The organism is Thalassospira sp. (genome assembly GCF_002709775.1).
Taxonomy (GTDB): Bacteria; Pseudomonadota; Alphaproteobacteria; order Rhodospirillales; family Thalassospiraceae; genus Thalassospira.
Genome location: NZ_PAQR01000008.1, coordinates 15,887 through 38,488 on the forward strand (window position 1 = coordinate 15,887; position 22,602 = coordinate 38,488).

General features: G+C 57.7%; 1 protein-coding gene. It reads left to right on the top strand.

All coding sequences use genetic code 11. The annotated features are described in order from the left end of the window. The first annotated feature begins 187 nt into the window (after positions 1–187). Positions 188–22,534: a M10 family metallopeptidase C-terminal domain-containing protein gene (locus tag CMO10_RS04245; RefSeq protein WP_297019020.1), complete on the top strand. Its 22,347-nt coding sequence runs from the start codon at positions 188–190 to the stop codon at positions 22,532–22,534. The last annotated feature ends 68 nt before the right edge of the window (positions 22,535–22,602 follow it).

Consider the following 22,602-nt stretch of genomic DNA (forward strand, 5'->3'; position numbering starts at 1 on the left):
ACAGGCCGGGCTTTTTCCTTCCAAAGCGCCAGAAAACATGAGAAAAAACGAATTATCCGTCCCCGGGCGAGTCATTTGCTATTGCTGATTCGCAAATATCTAATTTATACTACGGTATAAATCGATTCTGGGGCGGATGTCCGCCGCAGTACTGGTAAAAACAATTCCCATGTAGGGAGTATGTGCTTTGGTCTCGCCCGCCAACCAAGACGATGGTGTTGGAATCACCGACACCGACATTGATCAGGTACTTGATGACCGCTCGGAAGGTGATTCTGACGCGGTCAAAACTGATTCTGGCGCCAGCGCTTCTGGCGAAGGCAATCCCCAATCTGCAGCAACCCAGGTTTTCACCAACATTCAGAACGTCATTGGCAGTGCCTATGACGATGTTCTGGTGGGCGATGGTGGTGACAACACGCTGATTGGCGGCGAAGGCGACGACATCCTCGAATCGGGCGAGGGTCAGGATGTTGTGACCGGCGGCGAGGGCCGTGATACCTTTGTGCTCGAAAGCGGTTTCGAGCAGACCACAATTACCGATTTCAACGTTGATGAAGACGAACTTGCACTAAGCGATCTTGGTGTCGACAGCGTCAGCGAACTGATGGCTCTGGTCGATGAGGATGCGGCGGGCAATGCATTCATCGTCTTCTCGACCGGTGACAAGGTTATTTTCGAAGGCGTTTCGAAGGCAGAACTTGCCAACGTCACGCTGGTTGAAGCACCGCAGATCAACGAAGTTTCTGTTGCCACCGACGGCGGCGATACTGCTGCCGAGGGCGAAGCCAACGTAATTGAGGGCAGCGAAGGTGATGACACCATCGTTGGCTCTGACGGCGATGATATCATTTCATCGGGCGGCGGTTCCGACAACATTGACGGCGGTGCCGGCGAAGACACCCTGTCGTTTGACGGGGCGGCTGATGGCGTGCGCGCCGATATGTCGCAGGGCACCTCGACGGATGCCACCGGTGCGAACCGTACTTCGTTTGAAAATATTGAAAATCTGCGCGGTACGTCGGGGAATGACGTGCTTACCGGGGACTCCGGCAATAACAGCCTGTCTGGCGGCGCGGGTGATGACACCTTTGGCGCAAGTGACGGCGCGGACGTTATCGACGGTGGTTTGGGCGAAAACACCCTTGATTACAGCCAGTCTGGTCAGGGTGTTGAGGTTAATCTCGATTCCGGCACCGGTCGCACCAGCGATGCCGAAGAGTCTACGTCCCAAGGCGACACCGGTTCGACAGCGGATGGCTCCACGGACGGTTCCGAGGGTGGTGACGCGACGGGTGAAACTGGCGCGGGTGAAACCGAGACCGGTGGCACGGAAACCGGTGCAGGCACTTCCGAGGAAACAGGCTCAACGGGTTCAACCGGATCCGGTGAAACCTCTGGCGAGCCTTCTGGTGATGAAGCCAGCGGTGCATCAGGCAGCGAAGAAACCGGTCAGACTGAAAGCGGCACCGACAGTGGTGCAAGCGACAGGGGCACGGGTGATTCCGGTGAAGCCGCCTCTGGCGATACGGGCGCTGAAACCGGTTCGACCGGCAATTCTGAAACGCAGGAAGATACCACCTCGGGCGAGGCCACTTCCGGCGGTTCGGAAAGCACGGGCGATACTGGTGAAACAGGCAGCACCGGCGATGCCGGCACTGACTCCGGTTCCGAAGGAACGGGTGAGGATACCAGTGCATCTTCTGGTGAAACCACTGGCTCCACCGAAGGCGACAGCACAGGCGGCGAAACCGCATCCGGTGAGACCGAAACCACAGGTGAGTCCGGTTCCGGTGATGCCGCCGGCGGTGACGAAGTTGTTGCAGGTTCCGAGACCGACGCTGGTTCTGAAACCGGTACCGGCGCGGACAGCGAGACCTCCGGTGAAGGCGCATCTGGCGGTGACACGACGGGCGAAAGCGGTTCTGACAGCGCGGCGGGCAGCAGCGGTGATGATGCCCTTGGTTCCGGCGATGCTGGTTCGCAAGAATCTGGTGGCGATGCCGAAACTGGCGGATCGGAAACCGGCAGCACCGACTCCGGTGAGACTACCGGTGAAGGTTCAGAGCAGGCGGTAGACGAAGCAACCGGTGAAGAGACTTCCGGTGGTGACGCCGCTAGTGAAGAAACCACTGGCGAAGAAACTTCTGGCGCAGAAACCGGTACCGAAGGTGCGACGGGCGAGAGCGATCAGACCACCGAAGACAACACCAATAGCGGTGCGCAGGCGGGTGTCGAAGCTGGCGCAGAAACCAGCGGTGAGACCACCGATCCGCAAGCCGGTTCCGAAACTTCGGGCGAGGGCAGCGAAGAAACACCCGCTGAAGGCTCGGGTGAGACCGGATCGGGTGATGCTGGTGCGGCTGGGGATGAGACGTCCGGTGCGGATGCTTCTTCCGGCGAGACGACTGGCGAAGAAACCACGGTTGAAGAACCCGCATCTGGCGATACGCCGGTTGGTGATAGCGAAGCTGGTGCTGGTGAAGAAGGTGCTACTTCCGAAGGTGATGCCGGAAGCGATACTACGGGCGATACGACCTCTGGCGAGGATGCAGCCGCTGGCGAAGCATCCGGCGATGCCGAAGGTGAAGCCGATGGTGGTGTGGTTGACGCCGATGACGGCGACGCCAATGCCTATGACAATCAGCCGACAACTGGCGTTGACCTGGTTCAGGGTGGTGACGAGACCGATATTCTTGGCGGTGGCGCTGGCAATGATACCCTTCAGGGCAATGACGGCGACGATACCCTTGAAGGCGGTTCTGGCGACGACCTGTTGCAAGGTGGTGGCGGTGACGACGTTCTGCGCGGTGAAAGCGGTAATGACATCCTGCAGGGTGGCGATGGCAGCGACAGCCTGTTTGGCGGCGACAATGACGACATGCTGCAGGGCGGTGCCGGCGATGACCTTCTGGTTGGTGGTTCCGGCAATGACGTGCTGGCCGGCGGTTCGGGCAATGACTTCCTGCGCGGTGGCGAAGGTGACGACCACATTCAGGGCGGCAGTGGTGTTGATACTGTCAGCTACAGCGATGCCGAAAGTGCTGTAACCGTTGATCTTGCCAACGAAACCGCGACAGGCGGTGCGGGCAATGACGTTGTTCAGATGGTCGAAAACGTCGTCGGCTCCGACTATGACGATCACATTTCGGGCAACGATTCTGATAACGTTCTTGAAGGCGGTGCGGGTATCGATACGCTGACCGGTGGTGCGGGTGACGATACCCTGACCGGTGGTGCGGGCGCCGATGACTTTGAACTGACCGAGAATTTCGGCAACGACACGATTACCGATTTTGCCGGTTCGGAAGACATTATCGATCTGTCCAAACTTGGCATTCAGGACTTCGCAACCCTGCAAACCATGATGTCCGATGATGGTAACGGCAACACCGTTATCGATTTCGGCGATCAGGGCACGCTCACCCTTGAAGGGGTTGGCAGCGACAGCCTGAGCGCGGATGATTTCCGCGGTTTCGGACGCATCTTTGAGACCGAAGACAATGACGTCGGTACCGGCACGGACGGCAATGACGCACTGTATGGTTATGGCGGCGACGATACGCTCAGCGGTGGTGCCGGTGATGACGTTGTGTCGGGCGGCTATGGCGATGACACGGTTTCGGGCGGCGCAGGCAACGATACCCTGCGCGGTCAGGAAGGTATTGATACCGTTGATTATTCGGGCGCAAACGGTGGCGTGCAGGTTGACCTCGGTGCTGGAACCGCGACCGGTGCTGATGGCGACGATGTCCTTGATCGCATCGAGAACGCGACCGGCTCGGACTATGACGACGAACTCTATGGGGACAATGGCACCAACGTGCTGCGCGGTGGTGCGGGCAATGACACGATTGTCGGTCGCGGCGGCAATGACATCCTTGATGGTGGCGATGGCGACGACCTGTTCATTGGCGAAGATGGCGTCGATGTCATTATCGGTGGCGAAGGCAGTGATACCCTTGATCTGAGCGCGCGCGAAAGCAGCCAGGATGTCAATCTTGCTGGCGGTACTGCGCGCGACAGTGCAACCGGTGAAACTGATACCCTGAGCAGCATTGAAAACGTCATTACCGGTGCGGGTGACGACACCGTTCTGGCTTCTGCAGATGACAACGTCATTTCGACCGGGGCCGGCGACGACATCGTTCGCAATGTTGGTGGCAACGATACCGTCGATGGCGGCGAAGGTACTGACACGATCGGCTTTGGCGATGTGACCGGCCTGAATGTCGATCTTGCAACCGGCGCGGTGAGCACGGATTCCGGTGCGTCCCAGGTTACCAACTTTGAGAATGTCATTGGTTCCGGCAATAGCGATGTGATTTCCGGTGATGACGCTGCCAATACCCTTTCGGGTCTGGGCGGTGATGATATCATTTCCGGTGGCGGCGGCGACGACGTTCTGTTGGGCGGTGCGGGCAATGACACCATTTCCGGTGGTGCCGGTGATGATGATCTGTCGGGTGGTGACGGCATTGATACCGTCGATTACTCCGATGTTGATGGTGGTGTCACTGTTGACCTTGCCGGTGGCACGGCGACCGGTGATGGCAATGACACGATTTCAGGATTTGAAAACGTTGCTTCCGGCTCCGGCGACGATGTCGTCTATGGCAATAATGAAGACAACATCATTGATACCGGTGCTGGCAACGATACGGTATTTGGCAGTGCAGGTGACGACACCCTTATCGGTGGCGAAGGCAACGATACGCTAAGCTACAGCTCCGGTGCCGAAGGTCTTGGCGCGGGTATCACGGTCGACCTCGAAGAAGGAACGGTCACCGGTAACACCTTCACCGATCAGATTTCCGGTTTCGAAGAGATTGAGGGTAGTGCTTCTGCCGACACCATGCTGGGCAGCAGTGGCAATGACAGCTTCGACGGTGGCGCAGGCGACGATACCTTTGATGGCCGCGGCGGGGACGATACCTTCACCGGTGGTTTGGGTGCTGATACGTTCGTTGTCCGGTCTGACAGTGGCAATGATCTGGTCACCGATTTCGATCCGGCAAACGATATCATTGATATTCAAGGTATTGATGGGCTTGAGCTGTTCTCGGACATCGCCGATTTCATCGGTGAAGACGCAGCAGGCAACGCTACGGTCACGGTTGGCGATGCTGTCATTACGCTTGAAGGTGTTGATCCCGACAGCCTGACTTTTGCAAACTTCAAGGGCATCCGCTCACTCGAAGGTACCGAAAACAAAGACATCCTTGTCGGTACAGACCGCAGTGATGTGATCACCGCCAAAGAAGGCAACGATACGGTTTCCGGCGGCGCAGGCAACGACACGATTGACGGCGGCGATGGCAATGATGTCATTTCCGGTGGAACCGGTACGGATACCATCACCGGTGGTGCCGGTAATGACGTGATCAGTGGCGGTGCTGGCAGCGACGATCTTGATGGTGGCGAAGGCAACGATACGCTGAGCTATCAGGATGCTGCGGGTGGTGTTGATGTTGATCTTGAAACCGGTCAGGCAACCACGGGTGAAGACTCCGATACGATTGCCAATTTCGAAAATGTCACGGGTTCCACGTCTGATGACACCCTTTCAGGCGATGACAATGCCAACGTCCTGAATGGCGGCAGCGGCAATGACGTTCTGTCCGGACGTGGCGGAGATGATGTTCTTAATGGTGGTTCCGGCAACGACACGCTGGCCGGTGGCGCGGGCGATGATGTGCTTTCCGGTGGTTCTGGATCGGACACCGTTACATATGCGGACGCATCCGGTGGTGTAGAAGTTGACCTTGCGTCCGGTGTCGTATCGGGTGCGGATGGCAACGATACTCTGAACTCGATTGAAAACGTCATCGGGACGGACTTCGACGATGTTCTAAGCGGTTCCAGCGCCAATAACGTCCTTGAAGGTGGTGCAGGCGATGACACCATCAATGCAGGTTCTGGCGATGATGTCGTTTCTGGCGGTGAGGGTGCTGACACCTTTGTCTTTGATAACGAAGCCGGCAGAACAACCATCACAGATTTTGATCCGGCAGAAGACAAGATCGATCTTTCCGGCTTTGATGTGCCGAACTTCGAAGCGCTCAAGAAAATGCTTGGCACTGATGACGACGGCAATACGGTCATCACCGCCAACAACAAAACGATCATTCTGAACGGTGTCTCTCCGGAAGATCTGACCGCCGATAACTTCATTGATATCGATTCCCTCGGTGCAACCGATGGCGATGACGTCTTGCAAGGATCCGAGGCGGCCGAAATCATTGATGGTCTGGCAGGCAATGACACCATTGACGGTGGTGCCGGCGACGACACCATTGATGGTGGTGCCGGCGACGACATTATTAGTGGTGGCGCTGGCGAGGACGTCATTGATGGCGGTGACGGCGAAGATACGGTTGATTACTCGGCCGGTGGCGGTGTTTCCGTCAATCTGGAAACCGGTGCTGGTGGTGGCCTTGGCAACCAGGACACGCTCAGCAACATTGAAAACGTCATTGGTTCCGATCTGAACGACACCCTTATCGGGGACAGCGGGGCGAACACCCTGTCCGGCGGTGGCGGTAGCGATATCATTTCTGGTGGTGCCGGTGACGATGCGTTGCTTGGCGGTGCCGGGAATGACACGCTTTCGGGCGGTGAAGGTGATGACGAACTACTGGGCGGTGCCGGGAACGACACGCTTTCCGGTGGGGCTGGCAACGACGCCCTGGTGGGTGGTGATGGCTTTGATACCGCCGATTACAGTGATGCAGACGGTTCGGTAACGGTTGATCTGTCGGCAGGGACTGCAAGCGGTGCAGCTGGCAACGATACGCTCGAAAGCATTGAGAGCATTCGCGGCTCTGACCACGATGATACCCTGATCGGGGATGGCGCCAACAACACCTTGTCGGGTGGTGCGGGAAGTGACTCCATCGAAGGTGGTGCAGGCAATGACACACTTTACGGTGGTGCTGGCGACGACATCCTTGATGGTGGTGCTGGTGACGACTTGCTGGTTGGTGGTCCTGGAAGCAACACCGTCGAAGGTGGTGCTGGCAATGACACCGTCACTTATGAAGGTGGCAGTGCAGTCAATATCGATCTGTCAGAAGGCACGGCAACTGATGCCGATGGCACCGATAGTATCAGTGGTGTCGAAAACGTTATTGGTTCGAGCCAGAACGACGTCATTACCGGTGATGCTGGCGATAACATCATCACTGCCGGTGCCGGCGCAGATACCATTTCTGGTGGTGGTGGCGACGACACCCTGAGCGGTGGTTCAGGTGCAGACGTCTATGTTGTCGGTCCGGAGGATGGCACAGACACCATCACCGACTTCGCGGTTGGCGAAGACCAGATTGATATTCGTGCGCTGGGTATTGATACCTATGGCGAGCTCTACGAAAACATGTACGAAAACGAAAACGGTGATCTAGTCATCGATTTTGCTGAAGGCACGTCGATGGTGCTCGAAGGTGTCAGCAAGGATGACATCACCGCAGATAACTTTATCGGTGTACGTGACATTGTCGGAACGTCGGGTGATGACCTCTTGTCTGGTACTGATGGTCAGGACACCCTGTCGGGTCTTGATGGCGACGACATCATTTACGGTCTTGCAGAGGATGACAGCATCTTCGGCGGTGCTGGCGACGACACCCTGAACGGTGGTTCAGGCCGCGACATCCTTGATGGTGGCGACGGCATTGATACCGTCGACTATTCCGATGAAGCCGGTGACGTCGCAGTCAATCTTAAGGCGGGAACAACATTCGCCTATAGTGGCAACGATACCATTCGCAATATTGAAAATATTGTGGCCGGGACAGGCAACGATACGCTGACCGGTTCTGATGCCGACAACATCCTGATTGGCGGCGAAGGCGACGATATCCTTGAAGGCCTTGATGGTGACGACACCCTCTCGGGCGGCGAAGGCAGCGATACTGCGAGTTATGCCAATGCCACGGGTGGTGTCACGGTTGACCTTGCTGCGCAAACCGCAACGGGTGCGGCTGGCGAAGATACTCTTGAAAGCATCGAAAACGTTACCGGTTCGGCCTTTAACGATACGCTGATTGGTGATGGCGGTGACAATAAAATTGAAGCTGGCGTTGGCAATGACACCCTGATCGCAAGCGGTGGCGATGACGTTCTGAACGGTGGTGCCGGCATCGATACCGTCGACTATGGCAACGCGGCCAAAGGCATTACGGCCGATCTTGCGGCCGGCACGGTTTCCGGGCTTGGCAACGATCAGATCCAAGACATCGAGAACCTGATCGGTTCCGACTATGACGATACCATCACCGGCAATCAGGGGAATAACGTCCTGTCCGGTGAAGATGGCGATGACATCCTGTCGGGTGGCGGCGGTAATGACACCCTGCTTGGCGGTGCCGGTGACGATACGCTGAGCGGTGGCGCGGGCAACGACCTGATTGATGGTGGTGAGGGTATCGATACCGTTGATTACTCTGATGCCGAAGACGGCGTTACCCTTGATCTTGGCACCGGTAAAACGGATGCCGCGACCGGTGATACGGTTCTCAATGTCGAAAATGCCATTGGTTCGGATCAGGATGACACGATCACCGGTTCGGATGCGGATAACATCATTCTGAGCGGTGCGGGCAACGACACCATCAATGTCAGTGCTGGCGATGACGTGATTGACGGCGGTGCTGGTCAGGACGTGATTGATTACAGCAACAGCGAAACCGGTGTCGATGTTGACCTTGAAGCCGGTTCGGCCGCCAAGGCCGACGGTACCGATCTGCTGAGCAACATCGAAGACGTGCTTGGCTCGGACGCCGATGACAGCATCGGTGGTTCGGATGAGGCAAACACCCTTTCGGGTGGGGCTGGCGATGACACGATTGAAGGCCGTGCAGGCAATGACGTGATTTCCGGTGGTGCCGGGGATGACACCCTGTCGGGTGGTGAGGGGACCGATACCCTTGATTATGCCGAGGCAACCGGTGGTCAGAACATCGATCTGTCTGCGGGAACCGCGACCGGTGCGGATGGCAATGACACGATTTCCGGTTTCGAAAACGTCACCGGCACAGAATATAACGACACCATCACGGGCGATGACGCCGATAACGTGATCAATGGTGGCGCCGGCAACGACATGCTGACCGGCGGTGCAGGCGACGACATCCTGGATGGTGGCGAAGGCGATGACAGCTTCGTCGGTGAACTTGGCGATGACACCTATATTGGTGGTGCGGGTGCCGATACGCTTGATTACTCGGACGCTGCGTCCGGTCTGAACATCAATCTGGGCACCAACACGGCAACTGGCGAAGATACCGGTACCGATACCTTCAGCGGCATCGAACAGATCATTGCATCTGACCATGATGACGTAATTGCCGGTAGTGGCAGCAACGACACCATTCTTGCTGGCGACGGCGATGACATCGTGACCGGCGGTGCCGGCAATGACGTGATCGAAGGTGGTGCTGGGAATGATACCATTTCCGGCGGTGCTGGCATCGATACACTTGATGGCGGTGCGGGCGAAGATACCCTTTCCTTCGCAGATGAATCCGCTGTTTCGGTCGACCTGCAGACGGGCGTAACCAGCACCGGCGACATCATTTCGAACTTCGAAAATGTTACTGGTTCCGGAAATGCCGATACCCTGCGCGGCGATAGCGGTCGCAACACCCTTTCGGGTGAAGCGGGCAATGACATCCTTGACGGTCGCGCGGGTGATGACGTTCTGCTGGGTGGTGCGGGCAATGATACGCTGCGCGGTGGTGCCGGTAGCGACACCATCGACGGTGGCACGGGCAACGATACCCTTGATCTCAGCGATCTTTCTGGCGATCAGACTGTCGATTTCACCAACGGTACGGCCTCTGACGGCACGGATACCGATACCTTTACCAACATCGAAAATGTCACCACCGGTGACGGCGATGACCTGATTATTGGCGATGACACGGGCAACGTGATCAATGCCGGTGATGGTGACAACACCGTCAATGCAGGCGAAGGCAATGACGTCATCACGACTGGCGAAGGTGCCGACATCGTTGATGGCGGTGCTGGCAATGACATCATCAATACTGGCGAGGGTGCCGATACCATCACGGGTGGTGACGGCAACGACGTCATTTCGTCGGGCAGCGGCGATGACCTTGTCGAAGGTGGCGCTGGAAATGACACGATTTCCGGCGGTGCGGGTTCTGATACGCTTGATGGTGGTGACGGCAACGACACCCTTCTGGGCGGGGCAGGCGATGACCGCCTGATCGGTGGCGAAGGCTTTGATACCGCAAGCTATGCCGACTCTGAATCTGCCGTTACGGTGGATACCAGCAACCACACCGTTTCGGGCACGGCAACCGGCACCGATACGCTTGAGGGTATCGAGGCCATCGAAGGGTCTGACTTCAACGATACCTTTATCGGTGGTGGACAGAGCGACACCTTTATCGGTGGTGCGGGTGATGACACCTTTGATGCCGGTGCAGGCAATGACACCCTGACGCTCGGCGAAGGTGCCGACCAGGTGATCTTCAATCCGGGTGACGGCAAAGACACGATCACTGATTTCAACCCGGCGGTCGATACCATCGACCTGACCAGCTTCAATATCGCGGGCTACGGTGCGCTGGAACAGATGTTTGGCACGGACGCCAATGGCGATCTGACCATCACGTTTGACAGTGGTGACACCATCACCCTGCAAGGGGTCATCCCGGCAGAGTTGAGTGCAGATAATTTCGTCGGTGTCGATGTTCGCCTTGGCTCTGAAAACGCCGATGAAATGATCGGCGGCAGCGGCGATGACATCATCAACGCCCTTGAAGGTGATGACAGCATCGATGGCGGTGCCGGTAATGACCGCCTGATCGGTGGCGAAGGCAATGACACCATCGATGGTGGCACCGGCGATGACACGCTGGTTGGAAATGCCGGCTCTGACGTGCTGCGCGGTGGTGAAGGCAATGACACCGCAGATTACTCGACCGAGGGTGCAGGCATTGTTGCCGACCTTGAGGCAGGCACTGTTACCGGTGGTGACGGCGATGATGTCCTTGAAGGCATCGAAAACGTCACCGGTACCCTGTTTGACGATACCCTGTCGGGTAACGCAGAAAACAACACCCTGACCGGCCTTGCCGGTGACGACACCTTTGTTGGTGGCGCGGGTGATGACGTGCTGGATGGTGGCGAAGGTTCCGATACCGCCGATTACAGCAGTGCCGATCAGGGCATTGACGTTGATCTGGCGGCGGGCACCGCAACCGGGCAGGGCAATGACACCCTGATCGATATCGAAGATGTCGTTGGTTCGGACTTCAACGACAAGATTGCCGGTGACGAAAACAACAACACCATTTCCGGCGGCGCTGGTGGCGACGCGATTGATGGTGGAGCCGGTGATGACGTCATTGATGGCGGCGAAGGTATCGACGAAATCAGCGGCGGTGCAGGCGATGACATCATCAATGGTGGTGCCGGTGGCGACATCCTTCTGGGTGGCGCCGGTGATGACACCATCAGTGGCGGCGAAGGTGACGACATTGTCGAAGCAGGCGCTGGTGATGACTGGGTCTATGGCGATGCCGGCGATGACATCCTTGATGGTGGCGACGGTGAGCTCGATACCATTGATTACTCCAATGTCGATGCCGGTGTGACCGTCGATCTGGTCAAGGAATATGCGACCGGCGGCGGTGGCGACGACGTTGTTCGCAACTTCGAACGCGTCATTGGTACCGATTACACCGATACTCTGGTCGGCAGCGACGGGGTCAACACCCTTGATGGTGGTTCGGGCGACGATACCCTTGTTGGCGGTGCCGGCGATGATGTCCTGATCACCGGCGAAGGCGAAGACCTGATCGTGCTGGAGCCGGGCGGCGGACATGACACCGCGACCGACTTTGACGTCGATAAAGACATCATCGATCTGTCTTCCTATGGCATCGAGGATTTTGCCACCCTGCGTGACCAGATGGCCGATGATGAAAACGGCAATGCCGTCATCACCCTTGGCGATGGTGACAGCATCACGCTTGAAGGTGTCTCGGTCGACGATCTTGGTCAGAAGAACTTCTTTGGCTATGACGCCATCATTGGTACCGAGTTCGAAGATAACATCACCGGTAGCCAGCTCAGTGATGAAATCTACGGCCTTGAAAGCGACGACATCATCGATGGTCAGGCTGGCAACGATGATATCCATGGTGACGAAGGCAACGACACCCTGATCGGTGGCGCAGGCGACGATACCCTGCGCGGCGGCGAAGGATCTGACACCGCCGATTATTCCGATACGACCGAAGGTGTTACCGTTGATCTCGGTGCTGGCACCGCGACGGGTGAAGCTGGCAACGATACGCTTGAAAGCATCGAAAACGTCACCGGCGGTGATGGCGATGATGTTCTGATCGGTGATGAAAACGCCAACATCCTTGATGGTGGCGAAGGGAATGACACGGTCTTTGGCAATGGCGGCGATGACACGCTGATCGGCGGCGAAGGCGACGACGTCCTGTCCTACGAAGACGCCGAAAGTGGTGTCAATGTCGACCTGGATGCCGGAACGGCAACCGGTGGTGCTGGTAATGACACGATTGACGGTTTCGAGACCCTGATCGGGTCCGACCATGATGACACGCTGGCAGGCAATGAATTCGACAACGTCATTGATGGCGGTGCTGGCAATGACACGCTTTCGGGCGGTGCTGGCAATGACACCCTGATCGGTGGCGAAGGCGACGATATTGTCGATTATTCCGACCAGACAGACGGCGTTGTTGTTGATCTTGAAAACGGTACCGGTACGGCAACCGATGGCACCGATACCCTTGATGGTATCGAAGGTGCGACCGGTGGTGCCGGTGATGACACCCTGATCGGTTCGACCGGTGACAACGTCCTTGATGGTGGTGCCGGTGACGACACGCTTTCGGGCGGTGCTGGTAACGATACCCTTGCCGGTGGCGAAGGTGCCGACCTGCTTGATGGCGGTGCCGGTGATGACGTTCTGTCGTTCGAAGGTGACAGCATTGCCGCGGACGGCGATACCACCGACCATGTCGGCAGCCCGACCACCGATGGTACCGGCGAAGTTGCCGATATCGCCGGCAAGAACCTGTCTGATGACAGCTTCGTTGGTGGCGAAGGCAATGACACGCTTGTGGCCGGCTCCGGCGACGATGCGATCATTCTTGATCGTGATCATGAAAACGGTGCGGCCAACCCGTCGATCGTTGATATCGAAAACATCGATGCTGGCGACGGTAACGACGTCGTCGATCTGACCAGCAACACCCATTTCTATGGCGATGTCACGGTTGATGGCGGCGCGGGTGATGACACCATCTGGTCAAACGATGGTGATGACGTCCTTCTGGGCGGCGAAGGTGCCGATAACATTAATGGCGGTGCTGGCAACGACACCCTTGATGGTGGTGCCGGTGACGACGTCCTGGATGGCGGCGAAGGTTCTGACACCATCGACGGTGGTGCTGGCAATGACACCATCGCAGCAGGTGCTGGTGACGATATCCTGATCGGTGGTGACGGCGACGATACGCTTGATCTGTCCGCTGCTGACGGCGCGACCATTGATCTTGCCGCAGGCACCGCAAGCAGCGATGAAACCGGCAGCGACAGCATCTCCGGCTTTGAAAATGTCATCGCGACCGATGGTGATGACACCATCACCGGATCGTCTGGCAATAACACGATTGATGCCGGCGCAGGCAACGATACCGTTACCCTTGATGGCGGCAATGACGACATCGATGGCGGCGACGGTATTGATACCCTTGATCTGTCTGGCACCACCGGTGGCGTGACGGTCGATCTGGCGGCGGGTACGGCAAGCGGTGCGAATACCGGATCGGACACCATTGCCAACTTCGAAAATGTCACCGGCTCGGATGATGCTGATGTCATTACCGGTTCGGACGATGCCAACGTGATTGACGGTGGTGCGGGCAACGACACGCTTGATGGTGGTGCCGGCGACGACATTCTGTCTGGCGGCGCGGGTGATGACACCATCGCAGCCGGTGCAGGCAACGATACCCTTTCGGGCGGTGATGGTGCGGATACCTTCGTCTTCGAAGACGGCACCGATACCGACCTTGTCACTGATTTCGATCTGAACGCGGACGCTATTTCTCTGCCGGATCTGGGCATCTCGACCTGGACCGATTTGCAGCCGCTGCTGTCTGACGGCCCTGATGGTGCGGTCATTACCCTGCCATCCGGTGGCACGGTGACCCTGTCGGGTGTGGCCGTTGGCGACCTGACCCCGGATCACTTCACCGGTATCGACAATGTCGGCACGCCGGGTGAAGACACCCTTGGCGGTGGCGACGGCGATGACTCGGTCGACGGTGGTGCGGGTGATGACAGCGTCGATGGTGGTGATGGCAACGATACCGTTGATGGCGGTGACGGCGATGACTCCGTTGGCGGTGGCAGTGGTAACGATTCTGTCGGCGGCGGCAGTGGCAATGACACGGTCGATGGCGGCGACGGCGATGATACCGTTGACGGCGGCGAAGGTAATGACTCCGTCGGTGGCGGTAGCGGCAATGATTCTGTTGGCGGCGGCGGCGGTGATGACACGGTCGACGGCGGTGACGGCGACGACACTGTTGATGGTGGCGACGGCAATGACTCCGTTGGCGGTGGCAGTGGTAATGACTCTGTTGGCGGCGGTGCCGGGAATGACACGGTCGATGGTGGTGACGGAAACGACACCGTAGACGGCGGCGATGGTGATGACACTGTCGGTGGTGGTTCGGGTGACGACACCGTCATTGGCGGTGGCGGCAATGATACGCTTGGCGGTGGCGAAGGAACCGACACCCTTGATGGTGGCGACGGTAACGACGTCCTTCAGTTCGAAGCCGACCGTATCGGTCAGGCTGGCGATGAAACCGACCATGCCGGTAGCCCGGGTGTGGATGGCACCGGTGATGTTGCCGATCTCGAAGGCCTTGGTCTGAGCGATGATCAGTTCGATGGCGGCGAAGGTATTGATACCCTTGTCGGTACGTCGGCTGGTGATGCGATCATTCTTGATAACGATCATGCAGACGGATCAAACGCACCGTCGATTTCCGATGTCGAGGTGATCGACACCGGTGCTGGCGATGACGTTGTTGATCTGACCAGCCAGACGGAATCCTATGGCGACGTCACGGTGAATGCCGGAACGGGTGATGACACCGTCTGGACCAACGAAGGCAATGACAGCATCAGCGGCGGTGATGGCAATGACCACATCAATGCCGGTGCGGGCAATGACATCGTTGATGCCGGCGCAGGCAACGACACGGTCGTCGGCGATGCGGGCAACGATACGCTTTCGGGTGGCGACGGCTTTGACACGCTTGATATGTCCGATGTCGAGGCCGACATCGCAGTCAATCTGCAGGATGGCACTGCCCACAGCAGCGAAACCGGCGATGACGTCATTTCCGGCTTTGAAAATGTAACCACGGGTGCCGGTGATGATACCGTTACCGGCAGCAGTGCCAATGACACTATTTCGACCGGTGACGGTGCCGACACCATTGATGGTGGCGATGGCATCGATCTGATCGATGGCGGTGCAGGCAACGACGTCATTTCCGATGGCGCGGGCAGTGACCTTGTCCTGGCAGGTGCCGGTGACGATACGGTTATCGCCGGTGCAGGCAATGACAGCCTTGATGGTGGTGACGGCATCGATACCCTTGATCTGTCGAACGCATCGGGCGATGCGGTTGTCGATCTGGGTGCGGGTACGGCAAGCTCGGCTGACACCGGTAATGATCAGTTCTCGAACTTCGAAAATGTTACGACCGGTGCTGGCGATGACCAGATTACTGGCTCGAACGGCGATAACGTCATCAATGCAGGTGCCGGTGATGACACCATCGATGGCGGTGCCGGTGATGACACGGTTGCCGGTGGTGCAGGTGCGGATACCTTCATCTTTGCCGATGGCACCGATGATGATGTCGTAAGCGACTTCACCCCTGGCGAAGACAAGATTTCCATTGATGATCTTGGCATCGATAACTGGGGCGACCTTGTTCCGTTGCTAAGCGAAAACAGCAACGGTGACGCGGTTCTGAACCTGCCGGCGGGCGGCACGGTGACCTTTGTTGATGTCGCTCTGAGCGATCTCAGCGCTGATGACTTCAACAACATCACCGATGGCGCGACCCCGAATGACGACATCCTCTCGGGCACCGACGACGATGACACCATCGATGCCCTTGCCGGTGACGATACGGTTGCCGGTGGTGCTGGCGATGACACCCTGCTGGGCAATGACGGTGCGGATACCCTTTACGGTGGCACCGGCAATGACAGCCTGGATGGTGGAGCTGGCAACGACACCCTGTCGGGTGGCGAAGGCGACGATGCGCTTTCCGGTGGTGCCGATAATGACGAACTCAGCGGCGGTGCCGGTGACGACACCCTTGATGGCGGTGCGGGCGACGACGTTCTGAACTTCGAAGCCGACGAAACCGCTGACAGCGGCGATACCACCGAAAACACCGGCAGCCCGGGCGTTGATGGTACCGGCGATGTTGCCGATATCAGCGGCAAGAACATCTCCGATGATACCTTCATCGGTGGCGAGGGTAATGACACCCTTGATATGTCTGAAGGCAACGATGCGCTGGTTCTTGATGGTTCGAAACTTGGCGATGGTCAAACCACCACGCCGACGACCGAAACCCGGACCCTTGGCCTGACCGATCCGGCAAGCTCGGCAGATGTCGAAGCCGCATGGTCGGATGCCGACCTTTATGCCTTTGACTTCGGCACGTCCTATGTCGATGGCGATGGCAAGCTGAACCTTGCCGCGGCTGATGACACCGTCAACTTCGACGGCAATGGCATCGGTAATGACGGCGGCGGTACGGCCGGTGGTCAGATCAACCACGATGCCCAGTCCGGCGAAAGCGAAGCCATCGTTGTTGATCTTGGCGCAGATGCCTCGACCGCGACGGTTCAGGTTTCCAATCTGATGGCCAATGAGGGCGGCGGCGAGATCGGCTCTTGGCAGGCCTTTGATGCCGATGGCAACCTTGTTGCTTCCGGAACCCTTGATGACAGCACGATCAACTACACCAGCAACGGTGTCGGTACGGCGACCATCAATGCCACCGATGGCAGCGGCAATCCGGTTGAATTCCGCTATATCGCGTTTGAAAGCGAACCCTACGCCAATGGCTCGACCGGTTCTGACAGCAGTGACTTCTTCGTCCGCTCGATCAGCTTCGACACCACCGTCGATGAAACCACGACCGATGGCGCACGCCTTGACGGGGTTGAAGTCATCAATGCCGGTTCCGGCGATGACGTGGTCGACCTGACCAGCGACACCATTTCGTATGGCGATGTCACCATCAATGGCGGTGCGGGCAACGATACCCTTTGGGGTAACGCTGGCGACGACACCATCAATGGCGGCCTTGGCCATGACAATCTGGATGGCGGTGCCGGCAACGATTACCTTGATGGCAGCTATGGCGATGACATCATCGATGGCGGTGTTGGCGATGACACGCTGCTCGGTGGTACCGGCGAAGACACGCTCAGCGGTGGTGAAGGCAATGACATCATCGTTGGTGGTGCCGACCAAGACACCGTCACCTATGACGATGCGACCGCTGGTGTGAATGTCGATCTGGCGAACTACACCGCAACCGGTGGTGCCGGTAATGACGCGATCTATCAGGTCGAAAACGTCACCGGTTCGGATCATGACGACACGATTTCCGGCGATGCCAAAGCCAACATCCTCAATGGTGGTGCCGGTGACGACACGCTTGCGGGTGGTGCGGGCAATGACGTCCTGATTGGTGGCGACGGTAACGATACCGCCGACTACAGTGATGCAAGCTCTGCGGTAAATGCCGATCTTGCAACCGGTACGGCACAGGTTGGTGCCAACGAAACCGATCAGCTTTCCAGCATCGAGAACCTGATTGGTTCGGATGGTAACGATACGCTTTCCGGTTCGGCTGATAACAACACCCTGACCGGTGGCCTGGGCAACGACATCCTGTCGGGTCGTGCTGGCGATGACGTGCTTGAAGGTGGTGCCGGTGACGACACCCTTGATGGCGGCGAAGGCAATGACACCATCAATGGCGGCGAAGGCAGCGACGTGATCGATGCCGGTGCTGGTGCCGACATCGTCGATGGCGGTGCGGGCAATGATACCGTCATGGCAGGTGCGGGTGATGATACCCTTGCCGGTGGCGAAGGTGATGATACCCTTGATCTAACTGAGGCCACCAGCGGTGCCACGGTCGATCTTGCGGCCGGTACGGCAAGCAGTTCTGAAACCGGCAGTGACACCATTTCCGGCTTCGAAAACGTAATCGGCAGTGCTGCCGCAGACACCATCACTGGTGACGCGGCCAACAACACGATTGCGGCTGGCGACGGTGCAGACGTCATTGATGATGGCGCGGGCAACGACGTTGTCGATGCCGGTGCCGGTGACGATACCCTGATGGCGGCGGCTGGTGACGACACCCTTGATGGTGGCGACGGCGAAGACACGCTTGATATGTCTGCCGCAGACGGTGCGACGGTTGATCTGTCGGCTGGTACGGCGACCTCTGCTGAAACCGGTTCGGATACGATCAGCAACATCGAAAACGTCATCGGTTCGGATGGCGATGATGTCCTGACCGGATCGGATGGCGACAACACGCTTCTGGGTGGTGCCGGTGATGACACCATCGAAGGTGGCGCTGGTGGCGACTATCTTGATGGCGGCGAAGGCCGTGACACCATCAGCTACGAAGGATCGGATGCCGGTGTCGAAATCTTCCTTGGCGATACCGACACCCACACGCACAACCCGGGTGAAGGCGGACGTGCCTTTGGCGGTGATGCGGTTGGTGATATCCTTGCCAACTTCGAAAAGGTCATCGCATCTGCCCATGACGACTATGTTTATGGCAACAGCCAGAACAACGAAGTCGATCTGGGTGCAGGCAATGACACCTTTGACAATGTCGAAGCAGACATCAGCGAAGACACCGTTGATGGCGGCGAAGGCAACGACCTGATCTGGACCGGCGATGGTGCCGATACCCTGATCGGTGGCGAAGGCAATGACACGCTGCATGGCGAACGCGGTGACGACTACCTTGATGGTGGAACCGGCAACGACAAGCTTTATGGCGGTGAAGGCAACGACACCCTTGATGGTGGCGAAGGCGACGATGAAATCCACACCGGTTCCGGTGCCGACGTTGTTCAGGTCACCAGCCTGATCGGTGACAAGGTCGTCATGGACTTCAATACCAGCGTCGATCAGATCTCGCTTGATGCACTCGATATCAGCACCTGGTCCGAACTGGCACCGCTTCTGTCCGAAGTGAATGGCAACACGGTCATTGATCTTGGTGATCAGGGCTCTGTCACCCTGCGTGGTGTCCGCCTGAATGATGTATCGTCGGATATGTTCATCGGCATCGAAAATGATGGCGGCCCGACGCAGTTTGACGATGTCCTGCTGGGCACCAGCGAAGATGACTATATCGATGCGCTGGCCGGTGATGACACCGTCGATGGCGGTGCCGGTAATGACACGCTCAATGGCATGGAAGGCGACGACACGCTTTCTGGCGGTGATGGCGATGACACCATCACGGGCGGCAGCGGCAATGACGTCATTTCTGGCGGTTCGGGCAATGACAGCCTCGAAGGCAATGAAGGCGATGACGTCATCGAAGGCAATGCCGGTGACGATACCCTGATTGGTCATGCCGGTAACGACGTCATGGATGGCGGCGGCGGCGATGATTACATCGACGGCATGGAAGGTGACGACACCATCACCGGTGGCGATGACACCGACACCATTTATGGCTCTGCCGGTAATGACTCACTTGATGGCGAAGGCGGCGACGACGTTATCTATGGCGGTGATGACAATGACAGCATCGCTGGCGGTGCTGGCAATGACCTGCTGTCGGGTGATGCGGGCAATGACACCCTTGATGGTGGCATTGGCAATGACACGCTGCTTGGTGGTGATGGGGACGATACGCTGCTGGGCGGTGAAGGCGATGACGTTCTGTCGGGTGGCAATGGCAATGATCTTCTGGATGGTGGTGCCGGTAACGACACCCTGACCGGAACCGATGGCACGGATACTCTGCTGGGTGGATCTGGTAATGACACGCTTGATGGCGGTGCGGGTGATGACACCTACACCGGTGGTTCGGGTGCGGATCAGATCATTGTGTCCAACAATTCCGGCGACAAGGTCGTCACCGACTTCAACGTCAATGAAGACACGATCAATCTCGCGTCGCTCGACATTGATGACTGGGGTGATCTGCAAGACCAGATGAGCCAGGTCGGCAATGACACCGTGATCAACCTCAATGGTCAGGGCACGCTGACGCTTGTCGGTGTCTCGATGAGCCAGCTTAATGCTGACATGTTTGTCGGTGTTGAACAGTCGTCCGGCCCGACGCCGTATGATGATCTGCTCTATGGCACCAGCAACAATGACACGATTGCAGCCCTTTCGGGTGATGACACAGTCTATGGCCTGAATGGTCAGGACACCATCACCGGTATGGATGGCAATGACAGCCTTTACGGTGGTGATGGCGACGACACGCTTTCGGGTGATGCAGGCAATGACCTGATCGAAGGCGGCAGTGGTCAGGACAGCATCACCGGTGGTACCGGCGACGATACCCTTGATGGCGGCTCGGGTGACGACCGCGTCTGGGGTGGCGAGGGTGCAGATACCATCACCGGTGGTCAGGGTCAGGACAAGCTGTATGGCGAAGCCGGCAATGACACCATCAATGGCGGTACCGGTGATGACAGCATCCTGGGCGGTGCTGGCAACGACGTGATTGATGGCGGTGAAAACAACGACCGTCTCTATGGCGGCGATGGCGATGACACCATTTATGGCGGCAATGGCGACGACAAGCTGTATGGCGATGCCGGCAATGACACGCTTGATGGCGGTGCCGGTCATGACAGCCTTTATGGTGGTGCCGGTCGCGATACTGCAAGCTATGCCAGCTCGACCACGGCAGTGGCGGCAAACCTTGAAACCGGCACGGCAAGCAGCAGCAACGGTAATGACAAGCTGAACTCGATCGAGGATCTGATCGGATCGAACTTCAACGATTACCTGTTCGGTGATGATGGCGCGAACCTGCTCTCGGGCCTTGATGGCAATGACATCCTTGGCGGTGACGACGGGGATGACACCATCTGGGGCGGCGATGGCAATGACAGCATCAATGGCGGTCGCGGTTCGGATGTGATCGATGCCGGTGCTGGCGACGACTATATCGAATACCAGAAAGATGCGAGCTGGACCGGCAGCTATGCCGCGAAGAACGTTGGCGATCCGGGCATGGATGGCACCAACGAACAGATCAATCTGTCTGGCTACAACCGTTCCGAAGACATCATTGATGGTGGCGATGGTACCGATACGCTGGCCATGACCAGTGGTAACGACGCCCTGTTCCTTGATGATACCCAAACTGATCCGGGCACCAGCCCGCGCATCTCCAACATCGAAGTGATCGATGCCGGCAACGGTGATGACATCATCGACCTGACCAGCGATACGCTGACCTATGGCGATGTCACAATCATGGGTGGCACCGGCGATGACATCGTCTGGAGCAACGCGGGCGATGACGTGATCGATGGTGGTTCGGGCGACGACACCCTGTGGGGTGGCTCTGGCAATGACACGATCACGGGTGGTGCCGGTGAAGATGTTCTCAATGGCGGTGCCGGCGATGACGTTCTGCAATACAACGCAGACGGCGTCTGGGATAGCAGCTGGTATGCCGTGAATGACGGTTCGCCGGGCGAAGATGGCCATCAGAACGACAGTGGCTGGGGACATCATCACTATAACGGCAATGGCTGGGGCCATGACAGCGATGGTGATGAAGGTACCGGCGACTACGTCAATCTCGGCGGCTACAACCAGTCGAACGATGTCTTTATCGGTGGCGAGGGTGTCGACACCCTGCAGATGACCGATGGCAATGATGCCCTGTTCATCCGCGACAGTGTCAGCGACGCGCATGACAATGTCCGCATCAGCGGCATCGAAGTGATCGAAGCCGGTGACGGTGATGACATCGTTGACCTGACCAGCGAAATCGAAACCTATGGCGACGTCACGATTGATGGCGGCTCGGGCAACGATACTCTGTGGGGCAATGCCGGTGATGACTTGCTGCTTGGTGGTTCTGGCAATGACCATCTGTATGGCAGTGCTGGCGATGACACCCTGACCGGTGGCACTGGCTGGGATACGTTCCAGATTGGTAAAACCGATGGTCACGACATCATTACCGACTTCACGCCGGGCGAAGACATCATTGATCTGTCGGAGTGGAACTACAACAACTTCAACCAGATCCTCAATGACATGCACATGGATACCGATGGCAATGTCGTTATCGAGCTGGGCAATGATGCCTCTGTCACCCTGATGGGCATCAATGATCCGGATGATCTTGATGCCGATGACTTCGGCTTTGGCAACTGATCCAAGCCTGACAGTCTGATCGAATAAAAACGGGCGGTCATGACGACCGCCCGTTTTCTTTTAGGGTT